The sequence below is a fragment of the Caldococcus noboribetus genome, from assembly GCF_055389385.1.
Genome location: NZ_AP042475.1, coordinates 957361 through 974996 on the forward strand (window position 1 = coordinate 957361; position 17636 = coordinate 974996).

Sequence of the window (17636 nt, forward strand, 5' to 3'; positions counted from 1 at the left end):
CACCAGCCTAGTAAAGATAGCATGCCACGAAGTGGCCAGGCTCCACCTCCTTAAGCTGCGGCTCCTCCTCCCTGCACCTGTCCATCGCGAAGGGGCACCTGGGATGGAACCTACAGCCGCTCTTAGGTACAACCAGCTCCAGCTCCTTGACATTTACCTTAATCATCTTATCCCTTAGGCTCGGATCCAGCCTTGGGTAGGCTTGAAGTAGAGCCTGCGTGTACGGGTGAAGTGGGTTCTCAATTACCTTTTTGGTTGGACCTATCTCTACTATCTTGCCTAGGTACATTATTGCTATTCTGTGCGAGATAACCTTTGCTATCGGAAGCTCGTGGGTTATGAATAGTATGGATATGCCCCTCTCGGCGTTTATCTTTTTCAGGTCATCAACTATGAGCCCCTTGAGTGAAGCGTCCAGCATAGTCACTGGCTCGTCAGCAACCAAGTACTCAGGATTTAACATGAGGGCCCTGGCTATGGCCACCCTCTGCCTCTGGCCTCCGCTGAGCTGGAATACAAAGTTCGACAAGAGATCATATGGAAGCCCTACCTCATCAAAAGCCTTATGAATGATCTCGGTGGCCTCTGCTGAGTCCTTAACGCCGGCGTAGTAGAGAGGCTGCCTTAAAGCGTCGTACACCTTCATGTAAGGATCTATCGATGAAAATGGGTCCTGGTAAATCATCTGGAGCTTCCTCCTGATTTCCTTAGTTATCTTCTTGGGAGTTATCTCGTGTGGCATTCCCTTACTGTCGTAGTATATGACCTGCCCCGAGGTTGGCGCCTGAAGGCCTATAGTAGTTCTGCCAAGGGTTGTCTTGCCGCTGCCGCTCTCGCCCACAAGACCTAGTATCTCGCCCCTGCGTATCTGTATGGTTACGTCGTCTACAGCTTTAACAAAGGATTTCTTGCTAAGGAAGCCTCCTTTCTGGAAATACACCTTGAGGTTACGAGTTTCTATTAAGACCTCATTTGACACCATAAGTATCACCCCTCAATAAAGCCAGCATGCGACATCGTTCTCACCAACCCTCTTTAGCTTTGGCTCCTCTACCTTGCACCTGTCCATTACGAAGGGACACCTAGTGCTGAACCTGCAGCCAGGCGGAAGCCTTGCCAGGTCAGGCATTGAGCCTGGTATGCCCTTTACATAGTCCTTACTTAGGTCGGGGACTGACTCCATGAGAAGCTTAGTATACGGGTGCTTCGCGCTCTTAACTATGTTTTCAGTGGTAGCGTGCTCAACTATCCTACCAGCGTACATCACATAAATTCTATCCGCCAACATAGACATAAGCGCCAGGTCGTGCGTTATGAAAAGTATTGAGATGTTGAGCTCCTTCTTCAGCTGCTTAAGCAGGTTTATTATGTGCGTCTGAGTAATCACGTCGAGCGCCGTGGTGGGCTCGTCAGCCAGCAGAACCTTTGGGTTAAGCGCCAGAGCCATAGCTATGAACGCCCTCTGTCTCTGGCCTCCGCTGAGCTCGTGAGGGTACCTGTCGGCTATTGAGGGGTCTAAGTTTACCATTTTCATGAGCTCGTTGACCCGCTGGTCAGGATCCCCAGTGTAGCCGTGAACCTCTAGAACCTCCTTGATCTGATCCCTTATCTTATAAACTGGCGTGAAGCCATTCATAGAGCCCTGGAAGACCATGGCTATTTTCTTCCACCTGTACTCTGAGTTAAAGACCTTCTCAGGCAGGTGCAGGATCTCGTTGCCCTCGAAGTATATGTTGCCTCCCTCTATAAACCCTGGGGGCATTATAAGCCTCATTATTCCTAGGGCTAGGGTGCTCTTGCCGCTGCCGCTCTCTCCGGCCACACCTATTATTTCACCTTCGTCAAGCTCGAGGCTCACGTCATCTACAGCTCTCACGTAGCCTCTTGGCATGTGGAAGTATATCTTAAGGTTCTCCACCTTAAGCAGAGGCGGCATGCAATTCCCCTTCCTTCTTGGGGCCTTTTTACAGCTACGGATCTGAACTTTAAATTATTATGCCAAATGGTCTGTTTCTTACTGTAAGCACCTGGAGAGCCACCTAAAACGAAGCCATGTTTAATTAGCATCTATTCAAGACTTTAACCTCAGGCAACAAATCTTAATACAAACACGTATACTATTATTTATGTGAGCTTAAGGCGGGAAGGTCACTCCAGGAGCTTTATAGCGTCCATATAAGTTATGCCCTGCAGATCCTCGAGCGTGTAGGCATAATGTATCTTAGTGAACTGCGACCTGAACTGCTTAACCTCCTCCCTTACCTTAGCTGGATCCTCGCCTTTTATCACCACCCTCTCCATAAAGTCTGCAATCACTTCCATCTCAGACTCCCTCATGCCAAACCTTGTCATTTCCTGTACTCCTATCCTTAGCCCGCTCGGGTTCTTTACGGCCTCAGGTGGGTCGTGCGGGAGGAGGTTCTTATTAAGTATTATGTTGGCCTGCTCTAGCTCAGCGGCGACCTTAGCTCCGCCTCCCTGCTTTGAAACGTCGACTAGAACCTGGTGGCTCATAGTATATCCCATGGACTCTCCAAGCACGGTGAACCCCCTCTCTGCGAGGGCCTCAGCAAGTTTCTTCGCATTCCTAGTTATCTGTTCAGCGTAGCTGTGGCCATACTCCTTCATTTCTAGAGCTACAACCGCAGTGGCAGGTATCCTGTGCAGGTGGTGGCTGCTTACAAACCATGGGAATATAGTCTTCCCGACCTCCTTGTATGCGGCCTCGTCAGAGAAGAATATGACCCCTCCCTGGGGGCCTGGGAACGTCTTATGCGTTGACGCTGTGACGACGTCCGCGCCATGCTTAAGCGGGTTTTCCCATGCCTTACCTACTATAAGCCCAAGTACGTGCGCTGCATCATACACTAGCTTGCCGCCAACCGAGTGAACGGCGTCGGCTATTTCCTTAACTGGGTGTGGGAAAAGGTAGACGCTGCCTCCCAGAACTGCGAACTTAGGCTTTACCTGCTCTATTACTTTGACGGCCTTGTCCACGTCTACGTTCATCCTTTCCTCATCGTAGGGCAGCTCTATCTGCTTGATGCCAAGGGCTCCGAGCGTGCCGAACTTAGTGTGGCTTACGTGGGCGCCCGCCTGGACTGGCGCTATGACCGCCTGTTCGCCTGGGGCCGCAAGCACCCTGAACACGGCAGCGTTAGCTATGGTGCCGCTTATGGGCCTCAGGTCGACCATGTCAGTGTCCATAAGCTCACCCATGAGCTTGTCTGCGAGGACCTCAAGCTCATCTATGTACTTGGTGCCCTGGTAGTGCCTCTTAAATGGCTTACCTTCTGCATACCTGTGCATAAAGTCATTAATGTAAACTGCCATGGCGGCAGGGCTCATAACGTTCTCGCTTGCTATAAGGTTTATAGTCTCCTTTAACCTCCACACGTTTTGAGAGTTTGTCAGCTCAAAGATCCTGACAAAGGTATCCCTGTCTATCAATCTTCCTCACTCACAAGTGAATAGCCACCGCGAGTTATTATGTGTATCAATATCCCACCTCTAGGTGGCCTTGAGGTGTAAATGTAAATGCGCGATAACATGATAAGCGTTGAAAAATAACGTTAGGCTACAGACAGGTTCTGATACTTTGATTAAAAGTATACCGTACTGATAAAGCATCATTTTAACATGGTAGTCATATTTTACGTTTTAGTTAGCCTCGCCCAGAAACGCCGGATTACGAGCCCTTATATAATAAATATACCTTATGAACAAGTATTCCGGTTGGAGTAAGGGGTTTCCGACTACCCGGGTGTGGGGAAATGCTTAACCTGGTAGTCAACGAGTCGCCATGGGACGATGATATGATAGTGAAGGCGGCCTTCGATGCCGCTGCTGTGTTAAGGAGAGAGTACTCGCTCATGGTATTTGTCGAAATAAACAGCCATCTAGCAGCACCTATCCAGACAGCGGAGGATCCGACTATAGTTGTAGGCGATAAAGAGATAAGAGTTGACCCACTCAAGTCATATAGCGAGCTCGTGGAAGAGATCATTCAAGCTGCCATAGAGAATGCAGCACTAAGTGGACCTAGCAGCTCAGAGCTCATCCTTACCAGCACCCAACAGCACCCCTCGGTAGCGGCCTAGAACTTTCGTTGGCATTACTACATAATGATGTAATAGTTGTTACTGATGGCCACACGCTAAAAGGGCGCAATGAAGGATATGTACATAACCTAAGAATTGGCCATTGAACCTGAGCCACTTTGAGGTTCTCTGGCCGCCTCCTGCGTGGCCTCCTTCCGGGTCCTTATCTCCTTTATCACGATACGGGTTCTCTGGGGTATCTTAGAGGCAGCCCTCCGGAGGGCTTCCTTTATCTTATCTAGATCTGATGCCCTGCCATATACGTCGATTATCGCGTCACCTATGTCTACAACTGCAGCCACACCAACGGGAGTTCCGAACGAGAGCCTCATGCCATCCTGAAGCCTGTCGGCACCTGCGAAGGCCATCATCTTATTCTCCCTTATGACCTGATGTGGGTAACTCCTCACCACGAGGAAGTAGTTTGGATCCCCCACGGTTGTTGTGAGGTACTTAGAGGCCATAAGCCTCGCGGACTCCAGGGCGTTAGACCTTATCTGGCCTCTCTCAAGCGATATAAGTTGAACTCTCACCTCATAGTTGTTCTGGACCGCCGGAGTCCCAGCGGTGAACTTTGATATTTTTGGCTGTGGAGCTCCATGTATGTACTCCTTCCTAGTATAGGGCTGACTAGTTATGTGAGAGTAACAGCGACCAGGCCTCATGGGCATAGCGCTTCGCCCTCCAGATAGCTTCTTGGTTGGACTTTAAATATTAGTTTGAAGCCTAATCATATGGGTGTTCGACATGACCTCAAAAGAAGAAGTATTAAAGGTGCTTAACGAGCTGTTACCCGCCAAGGCAAAGGAAATAGATGATAAAAACTTAGTTGATAGGGATTTCATAGATAGGCTGTCCTCGGCCGGGGCCTTTAACTCTGTGTCCCTTGGTATGAGGTCCGTGTACGATATTGTGAGGGAGGCCTCCAAGTGGAGCCCAGCGGTAGCGCACATAATAATGTCATCATCTACTGTAGCCCTCAGGTTTAAGGAGGAGGGCCACGTATACTCAATCTGCATAACCGAGCCCGGAGGAGGCACTGACATAAAGGCCAACCTGAAGACTGTAGCTGAGGAAAGGGGAGATGAAGCTATAGTTACTGGCGAGAAGGTCTTTGCCAGCAACGCCGCCTACGCTGACAGGTTCTTAGTTCTTGCTAATGGTCCTAAAGGGCCGACCCTGTACATGGTTACTAGAGACTCCTCCGTTGAAGTTGAAGTTCAGGACCTATTCACGTTCAGAGGTGCCGGCGTTTCAAGAGTTAAGTTCAATGGCTCTCACGGCATCAGAGTCGGAACCCCCGGCAAAGGCATCAGGGAGGCGCTCGAGACGGTCAACTATGAGAGGCTGGGATACGGCATGATAGGCCTCGGCATAAAGGAGGGGGCTCTAGAGGAGGCGGGCCCCAGGGCGCTAAGAAAGGTCATATTCGGCAAGGAGCTGGGAGAGTTTCAGGGCATAAGGTGGATGTTGGCTGACCTGGAAATTAGGTCTAGGGCCCTTGACGCCCTTATAAAAGATGCTATAGATAAGGCTGAGAAGGGAAGCCTAGATCCATACGATGCAGCTATGGCTAAGCTACTTGGGGCCGAGGTAGCTCAAAAGGCTACGTGGACAGCGATACAGATAATGGGTGGCGTAGGCTTCTCAAGAGGGTCAAGGCTTGAATGGCTTGCCAGGGACGCCAGGATGCTGGACATAGGCGCAGGGGCCAGGGAGGTTCTCTATGACTTCATAGGTGACCTAGCCGTTAAGAAGTACAGGGGCGTCAACCCCTAGGTTCTAAGTCTTAATATTTAAAAGAGAAAAATTAATAAGTTCCCTTTGAAAAGTGCGACACGGGACTAGAAGTGGAAGGTAAAACATTAAAGTATCTGAAGGCCTTAATTCAGTGCGCCTCGGTACCTGATCCTGAGGTCTCCGCGCAAATAATAGAGGTGCTGCTTGACCGCAAAGAGATAAGCGTCAGGGATATAACGAAGGAGCTTAACGTTAGCTATCCGCTTGTCCTGAGGGTAATAAATGACCTGACAGGCCTAGGAATAGTTACTACAAGCAAGCTCAAGATAGAAGGGAGAGGAAGACCGAGAAAGCTAGTCAAACTCAACATTAACAAGTTACTGGCGATGCTAGACGAGTGCAGGAAGAGCCTTGACGAGGTTGAGAGGCTCATAGAGTCCAAGGCTAAGGAGGTTGAAGGGCCTCAAACAGTCATGCAGCAGAGCTGAGCGCGTCGACAAACTCATCAATCGCCTTGCCTGGATCTGCAGCTTTCATAACAGCGCTGGCCAGCAGTATGCCGCTGGCGCCAAGCTGGACCGCGCGTATAACGTCTTCCCTGTAAGTGATGCCGGCGCCTGCCAGCACAGGTATATCAGCCACTGCCTTCACAGCCTTAACGCCCTCAGTGATGACTTCGGGTTTAGCCTTAGAAACTGATATCCCGGTGCCTATGAGCTCTGGCGGCTCAATCGCTATGTAGGTGGGCCTCAGATAAGCCAGCCCTGCAGCCTCGCCAGGCGTGTCAGCACATGCCATGGTCTCAAGGCCATCCCTTGATGCTGTTTCAACAACCTTGGCTACGTCTCTATAGATCATCTTGTGCTCGCTGTGGTTTACTAGGACACCCTTGACTCCAAGCAGCCTAGCCGCCTTAGCTGGCAGGTAGCCAGTGTAAGCTCCATAGTCCACTGGATCTACGTGCTCAACATAGATATCATCATATATTTGAAGCATTTTTGATACGATCGCTGCAGGTACTATGAGAATTACTCGGACGTTGTTATACCTCGACGAGACCCTAGACGCCTCCCTAGCTATCTCCAGTGACTTCTCATTAAAGGCCGTCTCATAAGCCTTAAAGTTTACAGCAAAGACTAGCCTGGACATTCCTGGTCACAGGTTGAAATTAAAGCGAACCTCCTAAAAGGGCTTTAGGTTTTCCAAGACTTGCTCACATAGCGGCGATCACTCCAGCATGTCCTCGTGCTTTATAATTGGCTTATAACCAAGGTCGAATGGCCTGAACCTACTCTCAAGGCGCTTTAGAACGTCAGGTAGTGTAGTGTATTCCATCTCATCGGGGCCTAGCCTATGCGGCATGAATGGACCATGTCTCCTCATATAATCAGCTACTTCCATAGCCTGCCTTCTCACCTCGTCAAAGGCTACATCATCAAAGAGGTCCACGGGACCCACGAGCCTGCCGGCCTTTATGTTAAAACCGAGGCCCAGCACCCTCGGGGGCCCATCAAACCTTGTCATCTTTGCGTCCTTAAGGCCTACTGGCATAAGTGGACCAAAGTGGCTGCCACGCATCCAACCGGCCACCAGGTGGGGGAACGAGAAAGCCTCAAGCACCTCCCCAAGCGCGGGGAAGCCTGACTGGAGCCTAACTATCATTACCGGATCGTCCTTACCTATGTATTTGCCCGCTATCAGGTTAAGCCTTTCTGAACTGACGACAGCCGCAGGCTCGCCATCCTTCCTATGGACGTATTTTATAACATACCTTGACGTAGTGCCTATGAGCGCAAGCAGGTCGTAAAGCTCCTCAGGAGTCGAGAGATCAACTGCCCTACCCTCATAAAGGTCTAATACCGTAAACACGAAGCCGTTATGCATCTTGGGGTCTATGACGAGCCCTGCAGTGTTAAATGGGTCAGCAAATATCTTGTAGAGGGGCAGGTTAAAGGCGCTGGGCTCGGTCTTATCAGCCATGAATATCGCGACCGGCTCCGAGGGTCTCTCGTTAAACTCCAGCTCCGCAACCCCGGGCCCCAGTCCCCTTACGTTGCCGCTGAACGTATCGCTTAACAGATCTTGGCCAGCTGCATATAGACCCAGGTCCTTAGCCACAGATGTCGCCTCCTTAAATGCATCCCACGCAAGCTCGTGGACCTGAGGATCGTTAACGCCCCTGAAGTGCGTCATTATAAGCTGAATGTCGTCACCTATTGCAGTAACATAGAAATCCGCTATTATGCCCTTCTTCTTGCCCTCAGCCAGAATCCTTGAAGCGGCAAGTAACGTGTCTGGGTGAGCCTTATGATGCCCTGCAATGCTTCCAATGTCAGCCTTTATCACGCTCAGAGTAGTCTTAGCTCCACCAGATGACACCAGAATCCCCATGAATTTGGTGCAGGTCGCTCTTATATTTCTATTTTTGAAACGTGAGACCTATAGGGCTTTGATAACGTCGGTTCGGTAGGGGTCGTTTAACATCTTACTAGTCACAATTAACAATAGCGGCTACCAGGGGACTGACTTAAGCCTTAGTTTATAGGCTGCCCAGTTTGTCGTACGATGAAGCGCATATATTATGACGGCCCATATAAGCTCAGCGTATATGGGAAACGCTATGCCTCCCACGTAGAGGAACAGTAGCGCGAAGACATAAAATCCCAGCTGGTCAAGGACTGGGGCCTCAGCCCCCCTTTCAAGGCCCATTCTCCTCTTAATGAATGAGCCGAAGAGATCGCCGCACATGGCGCCCACGGACGCCAGGGCCGCATAGACTATATGTAGGGGGCCCAGGATGGGCCACTCTATGACCCCTATGAATGTTCCAGAAGTTACGCCAGCTAGGAGGCCTCCCCAGGTCTTTCCATCACCAAAGATCCTTCTGCCGTCCGGCAGCCTCTTTCCAAAGTCTATAGGCGGCGGTCCATGAAGTATCACGGGGGTCCCGTTAGCTACCATGGCCGGCGCTATGTACTCCAACATAACTAGCAGCGAAAAGATCAGGCCACCCATTCAACACCCTCCTTCTTCAGCTCAAATATGAGCGTACTGATGAACGGCTTGATAAATGTTAGAGCCACGCAGGGTCCCCTCTTGCACATTATCCTGTTTGTGTACGCTATAGCGTCGGCCCACGGCAAGACCCACCTTCCTAGAGACATCTCAAACTCGCCGCCCTCCACCTCAGCTACCTGACCTACTGCAAAACCTCCCGCCTGCCTCATGATAGCCGAGACGAAAGAGAGCAGCCTAAGCGGGTACTCTCCCTGCAGTGACCTGAAAGGCCAGTTTATGGAGTCTACTATTATCTTCGTGCCCTCCGCCGCGGCCCTAACGACCTCGCTCACTAGCTGGTCGGCTGTCAATATAGTAATGTAGGGCACGCATGTCACTACGTTCCTAGCATAGGACAAAGTGCCTGGCTCCGTAGCTAGTAGCCTTACTTCGTGGCCTTTTGACATGAAATGCCTGGCGACCTCGAAGGCCAGCCTAGTCTTCCCAGTGCCAAAGGGGCCATAGACCACTACAAACCTGTCGTTATCAATAAGCTCAGAAAGCTCCTTAGGAAGAGGTGAAAGGGGCCTGCAGGAGCCGCTCACTGGCCCTCATTCTCCCCGTCGCCTTGCCCTGCCGAGCCCTCGCTCGCCTCCTCTGTGACCACCAACCCGCCTGCCTCCTTAACCTTCTGGACCGCCTTCTCGCTGACCATAGGCACTATTACCTTAACCTTGCTTGTAAGCCTTCCTCTTCCAAGCAGCTTCTCGTAGCCCAAGGCCTTAAGGTCTATAACTATGAGCCCGCCCTCTACTTTAGCCTGGCCCTTGGCTGCTAGGTCAGCCGCTATCCTATCAAGGCCTTCCAGGTCTATAGTGTTAAGTTCACCTCTGCTCGTGGGGTTTCTGAAGCCCCTTGTGCCGAACCAGTCTGGGGCATACTTGAGCATCCAGCTCTTCTTGTGCTTACCCATGCCTGCGGCTCCTCTACCTCCTTTCTTGCCCGTCTTCCTATGCTGCCCTATGCGGCCCCAGCTCATTGAGCGAGTCCTTCCCCTTAGTTTTCTAACCTTCTTACGAGCCCTTGGTATTGTCCAGGTCATGTCAGCTCAGCCACCTACCACACTAAGGAAAGGGGATTAAAAAGTTAGGGAGCTCAGAACATCCTGAGGACCAAGTCATTTATTTCCTTGCCGCGATAGCCCAGCTCCCCAGCAGGGTACAGCTTCTTAACCGACCTCTTGAAGCCGCCGCTGGGCGGGTGAAGCCTGAAGAAGGGCTTAACTCCGACCTCGTCGAGCTTGTAATACTTAATTTCGTTGTTTGAAACCTTCTCTGCGAGCTCCCTTATGCCGCTGAGCTTGAGCTTTTCCTTTACCCACTCATCAGTTATTGGCTTATCTCCCACCAGCCTGCCTCTCTTGGCTATCAGGCTGGCTAGAACGTCAGGCGAGACCTCACCCCAAGTAATAGCCTGCTGGGCCTTCCTTAGCATCTCCTTTATGCCCTGCATGTTGTCTGGGTACACTACAGCTGTGAATATCCTCCGCAGCCTCAGCTCGTTAAGAGTTGCCCTGACCTCGGGCCTCTGGTCAGGCTCGCCCCGTATCCTTATTATAAGGTAAGCCATACCTGCTCACCTCGTCCAGTCCTGGTAAGTGACCACCTTGTAGGTGTTGCGAAGCGCCATGTACACGGCTCTTGCAAAGTTGTAAGTTGTCCTAGTCTCTCCAAACGTCTGGGACCACACGTCCCTGAGGCCAGCCATTGAGAGCACTACCTTGGCTATGTTGCCAGCAACGAGACCCGTGCCCTTAGGGGCTGGCTTGAGTATAACCCTCACGCTGCCGCTCTTGCCCTCAACTACGAAGGGCACGCTATGGGGCTCTCCGCACGTGCACTCCCAGCTGCCGCAGCCCCTCCTAACCGGGGTTATGTTAAGCTTGGCGTTCCTGATAGCCTTGTCTAGGGCCTCCCTGAGCTGCCTTGCCTTGCCCTTCCCTATGCCGACATACCCGTCCCTATTACCTACTACAACTACTACCCTGAACCTCGTGACCCTTCCAGCGTCGGTCATCTTCTGGACATGAGATATGTCCAGCACCTCTGTCTGTAGGTTTGGCAGTAGGACGTCAACGATCTCTGGCTCTAATATCGGCAAATTCCTCCTAAATATCTCATCTATGGAGGCTATTTTGCCCTCCTTTACAAGCTGACCTACCTTAGTCTTCGGCGTCCACTCCTCCACCTGGGGAGTGCTTGGACCTGGTGCACTTGTCTGCTCACTCACTTCTCCATCACCGCCTGCTCGGCTCCTCTGGCAGCCTCCAGGACTGTCTTATAGGCCTTCTTTATATTTTCTAGAACTTCATCAAAGTTCTTAGGCATCTCCTCTGGCGGCAGCCTAGCAAGCTGCGCCGAGAAGAGCTTCTTATACTTCTCTGGGTCGTTCTTGTTCAGCTCAGCTGCATATGAGGCCACGTGCTCGCACCTTATCCTCTCATCCGAGGGCAAGACCTCGTCGCTGTGTGGTACCTGCACGCCAGCATCTATGGCACCCTTAAGGGCTGCAAACACTCTCCCTCCCGGCGTTGGCCTGTGAAGGCCTATGTCTAGTACCGCTTCCTTAATGCCCTTCTCCAGAGCCCTTGCTGCAGCGAGGAAACCAGTTAGGTAAGCGGCGCACTCGCTCTTGCCGCTTCCCTTCCAGCCATAGAGCTTAGCTAGCTCCCTCGAGTGTGCCGCAGCTATGACACGGTCCCCCTTAAGGTCGAACTGAATGAACTGCACCCATATGTACTTGTTCGATATTCTAACTACCATTCTGGGCTTCTTTGAGCTAAGGAGTGCGAACCTCTTGTAGTAGTTAGTCTTGCCCTCCCTCCTTCTCCTCAGCGGAACCCTGTAATTAGGACCTCCCTTCACTTGGCCCCACCTCCCTTGATCATGCCTGCTGACTCTGCGTACCTCCTTAGGTCTGATAGGCTTGCAAACCTGTTGCCCTTAATAAGCGTGTAAAGCGTTCTGTAGTCCTTCTTGCTCAACATGCCGTGATCCCTAAGCCACCTTATGTAGGCCCTCATCTTACGAACCTTGTTGACCCACATGGTCTCTGGGTCCGTGCGCGAGAACGCTGTTCCCTTTCTCTTTCCAGGACCTCTCCTGTGGCCCTCGGACCTCTTCTCCTTTCTCTCAAGCCATCTGTGGGCGTTTCCCTTAGCAGGAAGCGCCTTTATGAGCCCCCTGTTTATCAGTGACCTAACGTCGTCCTTTGTGACGGCTCCCTCTATGTCCTCCCTGTCCTCAGGGTTTGGACTTATCCACACCCGGCTCTCGCCGACGCCCAATATCTCAGCAGCCAGCCTCCTCTGAAGCCTGTAGTCCATGATCACTCACCACCGTTGGCTACCTTAAAGCCCCTCTTCCTGAGCTCCTTAAGCAGCTGGAGCCTCTTCCTCAGCCCGACCTTAGCGGAAATATAAACTATGTGAGTGCTTGGGCTAAGGCCCTCAATGTCCTTTATAGATGAAACTACGGCTGGTATGAGCCCCGAAGGGTGTCTTCCCCTGATCTCGGAGCTGGAGCCGTAGCCCACCTTAACGAGCCTTCCAAAGCCCTTCACCTGAAGTCTTAGCTTGTTGTCTATTCCCTTAGGCTTGCGCAGGACTCATCTACTCTCTTCAGGCGCCACGAGAGGTACCTTATAAAGTGGAGCCTCAGCTTCCTCCTTATGAGAGCCTGCACCCTCCTCCTCTCCTTTAGCTGTTCTAAGGCCATCAGCTGGCCACCTCCCTTGAGTATATGAATATGCCATCCATGAACTTCCTGCGATCAAAGTCAGATATATGCGTTGCTCTCTCAATGTTAGCCGCGGTCTGGCCAACCGCCTCTACATCGCTTCCCTCAACTATTATGTCCTGCCCCTGTACCTTCACTGTGACGCCAGGCATTATTGTAGCATAGCGTGGGGCCTTCTCCCCTAGGAAGTTACTTATCACAACTCTGCTCTTCTCAACCTTGACGGTTATAGGGAAGTGGGTTGATATTATCTTAAGTTTATACCTAAAGCCCTTGGAAACGCCTGTTATCATATTCTTTACATGCGCAGCCACGGTACCTACTAACGCCTTAGTTTTAGTGTCCGCGAGCCTGGCCTCTACTATAACCTTGTTGTTTTCAAGCCTCAGCTCTAAGCCCCTGGCGTGAGAGAAGTCCTTCTGAACCTCGCCCTTAGGCCCCTTCACAGTGACCTTAAGGCCCTCTATCTTCACCGTCACGCCCTGCGGAACCTCAACCTCCCTCTTGACGTAGAGCGCCTTTGGCAACCTTCAGCACCTGCCTATCAGCTCCTCGCTCCCTTGGCTGAAGCCTACTTTTTAAGCGTTCTAAGCCTTCTCAAGCTTCTCCCTGACAGTCGCCTCCAGCTCTTCAAGCCTTATTACCTGGTACCCTGGAAGGGGCTTCTCAACCCTGCCAAGTACGACCACTCTGTCAGGGTCCTCTTCCTTTCTCTTTCTAAAGAGTCTGACCTTGAGGTACCCCTTGCCCTTCCCCATGAATATAAAGACCACCTTGTTCCTCTTATCTCCCATGCCATTTGCACCAGGCCTAAAGGGCCTGAGCAATTTAAAAAGCTAAGGAGTCTCGCCTATGGCTATCTTGTAGGCATTCTTTATTGCCTCCTCAAGGGACCTGGCGTAGACCACCTTGCCTCCCGTTATGCTAGCAAGCTTGGCGATCTGGTCAGACTTTACATGCTGCGAGTTACCTATTACTAGGAAGTCTATCCTCATGCCACTGGACTTGGCAAGGAACTGAACCTCGTCAGGTCCAGGTCCCTCGTTAAAGTCACCATCGCTTATCACTATGAGCCTCCTTGAGTAGCCAGGCGGCGAGTCCTTAAACATGTAGAACGCGTCCTTCACAGCCATGCTTAGGTTTGTAGCTTTACCTGAGACCCTTATTGAGTTGACTGCCTCCTCAAGTTCCTCCACACTATCCGTAAGATCCATCACCGGAAAGGAGTTGCCATAGAAGGAGATTACACCAACCAACGTTGGAATGCCGCTTCCTATGACGCTCCTAATTATTACAATTGCGCTTCTCTTTGCAGCCTCCAACCTATTAGGCTTCACGTCTTTTAGCAGCATGCTGGCACTACTATCTATGGCTATCACCAGTGCGAGGCCCAGGCCCTTCTGGTAGGTCTTGACACTCAATACCCAAGTACCTTCTTCTTTACTACAATATCACAGTAATAAGCCTTAAAGGACCATCCCATGATTATCCACTAGCTTATGAAGTCCTTGGGAACCATAAAAGGTATTGTAGCCATTTTTACCACTAACTCCTTAAAGTACTTGTCACTTACAAACCCTTGGGACCTGGCATAGGATAAAAGGGAGAGCGTAGGAACAGCAGGAACCCCGTACGACCTTGAAACCTGCCTGGTCTTAGCATCGTCGCTGACTAGGACGCCGTTTAGCTTCTTGGCTATGTAAATGGAGTGCGCCTCCTGGAGCGATATGCCATTCCTTCTTGAGAACTCCATAAGTGACTTGTTCACATTAACTACGTCGAAGTTGTTCAGCGTATATACAATACCCTTAGCCTTGGAGAGCCTCAGCACTAGGGCCTTAGCTCTTTCCATAGTCTTAGATGGTATGGAGAGCTTCTTGCCCAGTTGCGAGAGGAGGTCCAGCGCATTCAACTCAAGAACCGCATAAAGCGATGATAGATCGAAGGTGAGGGAACCCCTAGACTTTAGCTGCTCCTCTCCCGCCGCAACCTCGGAGGCGTCGTCAGATCCAAGCAGCGGGGCGGTGTCCCTTGAGAGAAAGTACCACGTTAGCTCATCCATGCTGAGGCCGCTTATCTCTACCGCTAACTGAAAGCTGATGCCCCCGTTCTTGTAGGCCCTAAGGGATATTTCTTTAAGGTCGTAGCTCTCCAGGAGCCTCCTTATGGCATCCCTTATAGCTTCTGTCTTGCTTCCATAGATGCCTGCTTTCACTAGGGTCTCCAGAACCTCTTCGGTGAACCCCGAAATCTCTATGTTGGTTACCAATACAGAGGCCCTCTCACAGGTTTACCTGAAGGACAAATAAGTTTAGCAGCCACTAAGTTTCAACAGGGGAGATTAACATGACCTCGACTTCATCACCGGCGTCATAGCCCTCCACGTTTTCATTTAGCACTAGTATCGCGTTAGCTTCCGTCAGGGTGGAGAGCACCCCTGATGCCGTTATCGCCAGCGGCTCAACCATGAGTTCCCCCCTCTCATTAGGGTAAACCCTAACCCTCAGGTAGGTCCTTATGCCTGCCACGTTAGCCACCCTTCTGGTTATCTTACCCTTCACCATGGGCATTGGGTCCTCGGGAGTGCCCGTAATATGTCTTAGCGTTGGCCTTACGAACGTTATGTAGCCTGTGAGTGACGCCACCGGGAACCCTGAGAGCATGAATATGGGCTTGCCGTTAATTACGCCGGCTCCGGTGGGCTTCCCGGGCCTCATCCTGACGCCGTTAAAGAGAACTTTGCCCATGCGCCAACTACTTCAGGAACTAGATCGTAGGTCCCTAGGCTTGTTCCCCCCGTCGTTATGATAGCGTCGGCCACCCTTAGCCCCTCAGATATCCTCGACTCTATCATGTCAGTGTCGTCAGGCACTGTGCCCATATCTATGGGCTCAAAGCCGTCCTGCCTAAGCAACGAAATTAGCATAGGCTTTGTGCTATTTATTATTGTTCCAGGAGTACCTGCGCGGATCGTCTAGCTCTACTACCTCACTGCCCGTAGAGACTACTGCAACTCTTAACCTCCTGAACACCTTGATCTTCCTTATGCCAAGCGAAGCCAGGGCGCCTACATGCCATGGCTGAACCTTATAACCCTTTCTAATCACTATCTTGCCCTTGCTGAAGTCCTCGCCCCTCCTTGAGACGTTCATATATGGCGTCACCTGCCTTTTAACCTCGACATAGTCCCCAACCCTGGATGCATCCTCAGCCATTACTACAGCGTCGGCCCCTGGGGGCAGCGGCGCCCCAGTGTATATTATTGCAGCCTCACCCTCGCCAACCCGCGGGAGCTTTGACGGGTCGTCACCCGCCTGGATTTCACCTACGATCCTAAGCCTCACAGGGTTCAGGAGGGTTGCCCCAAGGGTGTCCGAGGACCTCACAGCATAACCGTCCACGGCGCTCCTATCGAAGGGTGGCACATCCAATGGCGCTACTACGTCCTCTGCCACCGGCAAACCCAAGGCGTCCTGTATGTTTACCTCTATTATTTCTGGAGTCACGCCTATGTTATCCAAGATGCTCCTTAGAGCCTCGTCGACGCTGACTAGCATCTTAAAGCCTTCCATAGTCCTCTTCACTGACATAGTATCCCCCGCGCTCCGGGTCCAGCTACCCTTTTTCCATCTGCGCTCTATACTTGTTTCCAGTGTCCGCATTTTCTGCCTCTTGCGAAAAGAGCTGGACCTTAAGGTTTAAAGGACTCTCGAGAGCTAGGGCCAAGCCTTACTTGTCCTGCTCGAAAAGCATTAAGTTGCCTTCTATGCTTATACTATATCCAAGCTTCAATGCTATATCAAGGAGGACCGCCCTGCCGACCCTAAGCTTCTGAAGCTTTGTGTCAGCATAGCAGTAGTCCTTATGGGTGCATGAGACTAGATCAAAGTTGAACCCGAGCGCCTTGACCTTTTTAGCCCCCATCTCCATAGATATAGCCACAGCCCTATCCCCGTCTGTAAAGGCGCCTGAGGGATACACACAATAGGGCGTATAGACTTGTGACGTCAGAAGCAGCTTGCTCCTGGGAATCTCCATAACCAGCGATGAGACCCTGTTCAGGTTATCTCCATGTATGTGCAACAGCACATAGTCCGAGATTTCCACTGCATTGTAAAACACCTGAGGGGAAGAATCCCCATCTGTAGTAAGTGCAAGTGGCCTGAGACCCGCCTTAAGCAGAGGGATAATTCCGCCCTCGGGCGCTATTACTATGCCGCAGCCCCTAATTTCATCCGGCGAGGCTAAGGGACCTACCACGCAGACCTCATTCCCAGACACTTTTGCCATGATCTCTAGGAGCTTGTTACACAGCTCATCACATGAAATGAAGCCATCGAAGTACATTGCTGTGTTAAGCTCGTTAACCTCAGGATACCCAAGCGTTCCCTCGACTATTCTTCTATAGGCTCTCACCCCTACCTCTGCCCTCTTTAATAATTCTCTCAAGCTCATGCAGTATTGCGTCAGCGGTGTCCACATAGTCCCGCAATCCCCTGGTTGACCTCTCAACGCACCACCTGAGCCCTCTGGCATAGTCAACGTACCAGCTCTCACCAACTCCAGCCCTAGCTTTAGTTAGCAGAACTAATAGCTCGACAAGGCACCCATAGGCCCTAGTATAGGGCACGTGGGGACCCTCCACCTCTGTCAGCTTGCACCCAAAAGTCACCTTTTCAGGGCCTTCCATCAGCCTCTGGTACTCACACGTGTAAATTCCACCTAAGCCTGAGAGCTTAGGGCAGCCATCAGGACCCCACTCGACCTCGTGCTCCAAGGTGTGGTTGACGCTCTTTGCAAAGAGAAGAGGGTCGGACGGTGAAAGCAGCATTAAAGTCCCTCTGTCGGCAAGGAACCTAAGAAGGCCAGCGCTGCGATACACAGAGAACATTTTGTTATCGCCCCACAGAACACCTAGTGGCATTGAGTACCTTGAGTCAGCCCCGCATGGAAACGCTATGAACTCATAATATGCGCCTTCTATCAACTTCCACCGCCCAAA

Annotated in this window: 27 protein-coding genes; 3 read left to right on the plus strand and 24 right to left on the minus strand. The window is 51.4% G+C overall.

Annotation, left to right across the window (positions count from 1 at the left end; all coding sequences use genetic code 11):
• Positions 1-7 precede the first annotated feature (7 nt).
• The 3 genes from ACZ5GQ_RS04960 to glyA form a co-directional block, all read right to left on the minus strand.
• Positions 8-982: an ABC transporter ATP-binding protein gene (locus tag ACZ5GQ_RS04960; RefSeq protein WP_498856076.1), complete on the minus strand. Its 975-nt coding sequence runs from the start codon at positions 980-982 to the stop codon at positions 8-10.
• A gap of 12 nt (positions 983-994) precedes the next feature.
• A complete protein-coding gene (locus ACZ5GQ_RS04965) occupies positions 995-1936 on the minus strand; it encodes an ABC transporter ATP-binding protein (RefSeq protein WP_498856077.1) in 942 nt (313 codons plus the stop codon).
• A gap of 212 nt (positions 1937-2148) precedes the next feature.
• Positions 2149-3450, minus strand: a complete 1302-nt coding sequence (glyA, locus tag ACZ5GQ_RS04970; RefSeq protein WP_498856078.1) for a serine hydroxymethyltransferase — start codon at positions 3448-3450, stop codon at positions 2149-2151.
• A 323-nt stretch (positions 3451-3773) separates the two neighbouring features.
• Between glyA and ACZ5GQ_RS04975 the strand changes: the two genes are divergently transcribed.
• Positions 3774-4100 carry a hypothetical protein gene (locus ACZ5GQ_RS04975; protein ID WP_498856079.1) on the plus strand — a complete coding sequence of 109 codons (327 nt, stop codon included), beginning with the start codon at positions 3774-3776 and terminating at the stop codon, positions 4098-4100.
• An 89-nt stretch (positions 4101-4189) separates the two neighbouring features.
• On the opposite strand, the gene ACZ5GQ_RS04980 is transcribed toward ACZ5GQ_RS04975, so the two are convergent.
• Positions 4190-4771 (minus strand): 50S ribosomal protein L16, encoded by a 582-nt coding sequence (locus tag ACZ5GQ_RS04980; RefSeq protein ID WP_498856080.1) that lies wholly within the window; start codon positions 4769-4771, stop codon positions 4190-4192.
• Between the two features lie 76 nt (positions 4772-4847).
• Between ACZ5GQ_RS04980 and ACZ5GQ_RS04985 the strand changes: the two genes are divergently transcribed.
• Positions 4848-5879: an acyl-CoA dehydrogenase family protein gene (locus tag ACZ5GQ_RS04985; RefSeq protein WP_498856081.1), complete on the plus strand. Its 1032-nt coding sequence runs from the start codon at positions 4848-4850 to the stop codon at positions 5877-5879.
• A gap of 71 nt (positions 5880-5950) precedes the next feature.
• On the plus strand, positions 5951-6328 hold the full coding sequence (locus ACZ5GQ_RS04990) for a helix-turn-helix domain-containing protein (RefSeq protein ID WP_498856082.1): 378 nt from the start codon (positions 5951-5953) through the stop codon (positions 6326-6328).
• On the opposite strand, the gene ACZ5GQ_RS04995 is transcribed toward ACZ5GQ_RS04990, so the two are convergent.
• The 20 genes from ACZ5GQ_RS04995 to ACZ5GQ_RS05090 all read right to left on the minus strand — a co-directional run bounded on the left by ACZ5GQ_RS04995 (position 6312) and on the right by ACZ5GQ_RS05090 (position 17621).
• Positions 6312-6989 (minus strand): triose-phosphate isomerase, encoded by a 678-nt coding sequence (locus ACZ5GQ_RS04995; RefSeq protein ID WP_498856083.1) that lies wholly within the window; start codon positions 6987-6989, stop codon positions 6312-6314. The genes ACZ5GQ_RS04990 and ACZ5GQ_RS04995 overlap by 17 nt on opposite strands.
• 78 nt (positions 6990-7067) lie before the next feature.
• Positions 7068-8219: a fructose-1,6-bisphosphatase gene (gene fbp / locus ACZ5GQ_RS05000; RefSeq protein ID WP_498856084.1), complete on the minus strand. Its 1152-nt coding sequence runs from the start codon at positions 8217-8219 to the stop codon at positions 7068-7070.
• A 132-nt stretch (positions 8220-8351) separates the two neighbouring features.
• On the minus strand, positions 8352-8855 hold the full coding sequence (locus ACZ5GQ_RS05005) for a CDP-2,3-bis-(O-geranylgeranyl)-sn-glycerol synthase (protein ID WP_498856085.1): 504 nt from the start codon (positions 8853-8855) through the stop codon (positions 8352-8354).
• Positions 8843-9442: a DEAD/DEAH box helicase family protein gene (locus ACZ5GQ_RS05010; RefSeq protein ID WP_498856086.1), complete on the minus strand. Its 600-nt coding sequence runs from the start codon at positions 9440-9442 to the stop codon at positions 8843-8845. The genes ACZ5GQ_RS05005 and ACZ5GQ_RS05010 overlap by 13 nt, the downstream gene beginning before the upstream one ends.
• Entirely contained in the window at positions 9439-9939 is a 501-nt protein-coding gene (locus ACZ5GQ_RS05015; protein WP_498856087.1) for an uL15 family ribosomal protein, read from the minus strand. Before ACZ5GQ_RS05015 ends, ACZ5GQ_RS05010 begins: the two co-directional genes overlap by 4 nt.
• Positions 9940-9992: 53 nt before the next feature.
• Positions 9993-10466: a 50S ribosomal protein L30 gene (locus ACZ5GQ_RS05020; protein ID WP_498856088.1), complete on the minus strand. Its 474-nt coding sequence runs from the start codon at positions 10464-10466 to the stop codon at positions 9993-9995.
• 6 nt (positions 10467-10472) lie between these two features.
• A complete protein-coding gene (locus ACZ5GQ_RS05025; RefSeq protein WP_498856089.1) occupies positions 10473-11126 on the minus strand; it encodes a 30S ribosomal protein S5 in 654 nt (217 codons plus the stop codon).
• Positions 11123-11761: a 50S ribosomal protein L18 gene (locus ACZ5GQ_RS05030; protein ID WP_498856090.1), complete on the minus strand. Its 639-nt coding sequence runs from the start codon at positions 11759-11761 to the stop codon at positions 11123-11125. The genes ACZ5GQ_RS05025 and ACZ5GQ_RS05030 overlap by 4 nt, the downstream gene beginning before the upstream one ends.
• Entirely contained in the window at positions 11758-12222 is a 465-nt protein-coding gene (locus ACZ5GQ_RS05035; protein WP_498856091.1) for a 50S ribosomal protein L19e, read from the minus strand. Before ACZ5GQ_RS05035 ends, ACZ5GQ_RS05030 begins: the two co-directional genes overlap by 4 nt.
• A gap of 2 nt (positions 12223-12224) precedes the next feature.
• Complete coding sequence (locus tag ACZ5GQ_RS05040) at positions 12225-12458, minus strand: eL32 family ribosomal protein (RefSeq protein WP_498856092.1); 234 nt, start codon at positions 12456-12458, stop codon at positions 12225-12227.
• A 20-nt stretch (positions 12459-12478) separates the two neighbouring features.
• On the minus strand, positions 12479-12613 hold the full coding sequence (locus ACZ5GQ_RS05045; protein ID WP_498856093.1) for a hypothetical protein: 135 nt from the start codon (positions 12611-12613) through the stop codon (positions 12479-12481).
• Positions 12613-13161, minus strand: coding sequence for a 50S ribosomal protein L6 (locus ACZ5GQ_RS05050; RefSeq protein WP_498856094.1), 549 nt, complete (start codon positions 13159-13161; stop codon positions 12613-12615). Before ACZ5GQ_RS05050 ends, ACZ5GQ_RS05045 begins: the two co-directional genes overlap by 1 nt.
• A 60-nt stretch (positions 13162-13221) precedes the next feature.
• Positions 13222-13428: a DUF5622 domain-containing protein gene (locus tag ACZ5GQ_RS05055; protein ID WP_498856095.1), complete on the minus strand. Its 207-nt coding sequence runs from the start codon at positions 13426-13428 to the stop codon at positions 13222-13224.
• 42 nt (positions 13429-13470) lie between these two features.
• Entirely contained in the window at positions 13471-14055 is a 585-nt protein-coding gene (locus tag ACZ5GQ_RS05060) for a vWA domain-containing protein (protein WP_498856096.1), read from the minus strand.
• A gap of 71 nt (positions 14056-14126) precedes the next feature.
• Positions 14127-14903 (minus strand): PIN domain-containing protein, encoded by a 777-nt coding sequence (locus tag ACZ5GQ_RS05065; RefSeq protein WP_498856097.1) that lies wholly within the window; start codon positions 14901-14903, stop codon positions 14127-14129.
• 52 nt (positions 14904-14955) lie between these two features.
• Positions 14956-15381, minus strand: coding sequence for a MoeA family protein (locus tag ACZ5GQ_RS05070; protein ID WP_498856098.1), 426 nt, complete (start codon positions 15379-15381; stop codon positions 14956-14958).
• Positions 15348-15548: a molybdopterin-binding protein gene (locus ACZ5GQ_RS05075; protein ID WP_498856099.1), complete on the minus strand. Its 201-nt coding sequence runs from the start codon at positions 15546-15548 to the stop codon at positions 15348-15350. Before ACZ5GQ_RS05075 ends, ACZ5GQ_RS05070 begins: the two co-directional genes overlap by 34 nt.
• Positions 15549-15570: 22 nt before the next feature.
• A complete protein-coding gene (locus ACZ5GQ_RS05080; protein WP_498856100.1) occupies positions 15571-16224 on the minus strand; it encodes a molybdopterin molybdotransferase MoeA in 654 nt (217 codons plus the stop codon).
• A gap of 139 nt (positions 16225-16363) precedes the next feature.
• Complete coding sequence (locus tag ACZ5GQ_RS05085) at positions 16364-17050, minus strand: hypothetical protein (protein ID WP_498856101.1); 687 nt, start codon at positions 17048-17050, stop codon at positions 16364-16366.
• Entirely contained in the window at positions 17037-17621 is a 585-nt protein-coding gene (locus ACZ5GQ_RS05090; RefSeq protein ID WP_498856102.1) for a PNPOx family protein, read from the minus strand. Before ACZ5GQ_RS05090 ends, ACZ5GQ_RS05085 begins: the two co-directional genes overlap by 14 nt.
• Between the last annotated feature and the right edge of the window lie 15 nt (positions 17622-17636).

Bases quoted from the DNA above. Each gene is read 5' to 3' on its own strand.
- ACZ5GQ_RS05035 (WP_498856091.1), bottom strand. From the start codon at position 12,222: ATGGACTACAGGCTTCAGAGGAGGCTGGCTGCTGAGATATTGGGCGTC.
- ACZ5GQ_RS04960 (WP_498856076.1), bottom strand. From the start codon at position 982: ATGGTGTCAAATGAGGTCTTAATAGAAACTCGTAACCTCAAGGTGTAT.
- ACZ5GQ_RS05020 (WP_498856088.1), bottom strand. From the start codon at position 10,466: ATGGCTTACCTTATAATAAGGATACGGGGCGAGCCTGACCAGAGGCCC.
- ACZ5GQ_RS05080 (WP_498856100.1), bottom strand. From the start codon at position 16,224: ATGTCAGTGAAGAGGACTATGGAAGGCTTTAAGATGCTAGTCAGCGTC.
- ACZ5GQ_RS04965 (WP_498856077.1), bottom strand. From the start codon at position 1,936: ATGCCGCCTCTGCTTAAGGTGGAGAACCTTAAGATATACTTCCACATG.
- ACZ5GQ_RS05045 (WP_498856093.1), bottom strand. From the start codon at position 12,613: ATGGCCTTAGAACAGCTAAAGGAGAGGAGGAGGGTGCAGGCTCTCATA.
- ACZ5GQ_RS04975 (WP_498856079.1), top strand. From the start codon at position 3,774: ATGCTTAACCTGGTAGTCAACGAGTCGCCATGGGACGATGATATGATA.
- ACZ5GQ_RS04995 (WP_498856083.1), bottom strand. From the start codon at position 6,989: ATGTCCAGGCTAGTCTTTGCTGTAAACTTTAAGGCTTATGAGACGGCC.
- ACZ5GQ_RS05005 (WP_498856085.1), bottom strand. From the start codon at position 8,855: ATGGGTGGCCTGATCTTTTCGCTGCTAGTTATGTTGGAGTACATAGCG.
- ACZ5GQ_RS04980 (WP_498856080.1), bottom strand. From the start codon at position 4,771: ATGCCCATGAGGCCTGGTCGCTGTTACTCTCACATAACTAGTCAGCCC.
- ACZ5GQ_RS05055 (WP_498856095.1), bottom strand. From the start codon at position 13,428: ATGGGAGATAAGAGGAACAAGGTGGTCTTTATATTCATGGGGAAGGGC.
- ACZ5GQ_RS05015 (WP_498856087.1), bottom strand. From the start codon at position 9,939: ATGACCTGGACAATACCAAGGGCTCGTAAGAAGGTTAGAAAACTAAGG.
- ACZ5GQ_RS05070 (WP_498856098.1), bottom strand. From the start codon at position 15,381: ATGGGCAAAGTTCTCTTTAACGGCGTCAGGATGAGGCCCGGGAAGCCC.
- ACZ5GQ_RS04985 (WP_498856081.1), top strand. From the start codon at position 4,848: ATGACCTCAAAAGAAGAAGTATTAAAGGTGCTTAACGAGCTGTTACCC.